We start from the raw sequence: 775 nt of genomic DNA on the forward strand, positions 1-775 counted from the left end.
TTCTTTATCCAACAAGGTTTTGCAGGCTTCGTTCGTGCAGGGAAAAAGTAGGTAATCGTGACCGTCTCTTTATTTTTGTTATTGCTGGCGCTGGGCGCTTTTGTTGGTGTGATGGCGGGGCTACTCGGCATTGGGGGCGGATTAATCGTCGTACCTGCGTTGTTATTTTTGCTGCCTTGGGCGGGCATTTCTCCAGAAATGAGCATGCACATGGCGCTTGCGACATCTCTGGCAAGCATCATCGTCACATCAGGTTCTTCTGCTCTCAACCATCTTAAACTTGGCAACGTAGATATGTTTGTTGTGAAGTGGCTAATGCCCGGAGTGGTGATAGGCGGTATTGTTGGTGCCAACATTGCCGAATGGATCCCAACTCATTACTTGCCGAAAGTATTTGGTGTCATTGTACTGTCTCTAGCTGTGCAGATGTTCCGATCCATTAAAGTAAAAAGTGAGAAGCCAATGCCGAGTAGTCCGGTCACTATGATGTACGGAACGGGAATTGGTGTGGTTTCGAGCTTAGCTGGTATCGGTGGTGGTTCTTTATCTGTGCCTTTTCTCAACAAGCACGGCGTAGAAATGCGTAAAGCGGTCGGCTCATCGTCAGTTTGTGGCTGCATCATCGCCATCTCTGGCATGATAGGCTTTATTTTGCACGGCTATAAGGTTGAAGGCTTACCTGCGTACAGTATTGGTTATGTTTACCTTCCTGCGTTACTTGCGATTGCGATGACTTCGATGTTGACCACGAAAGTGGGGGCGAAGCTCGCGACCA

Annotated in this window: 1 protein-coding gene; it reads left to right on the forward strand. The window is 48.4% G+C overall.

Going from position 1 to position 775, the window contains the following annotated elements:
• Positions 1 to 57: 57 nt before the first annotated feature.
• A partial coding sequence (locus R7Q46_RS26490) for a sulfite exporter TauE/SafE family protein (protein ID WP_318078128.1) occupies positions 58 to 775 on the forward strand: 718 nt, incomplete at its 3' end.

The sequence above is a fragment of the Vibrio sp. 811 genome (genome assembly GCF_033339195.1).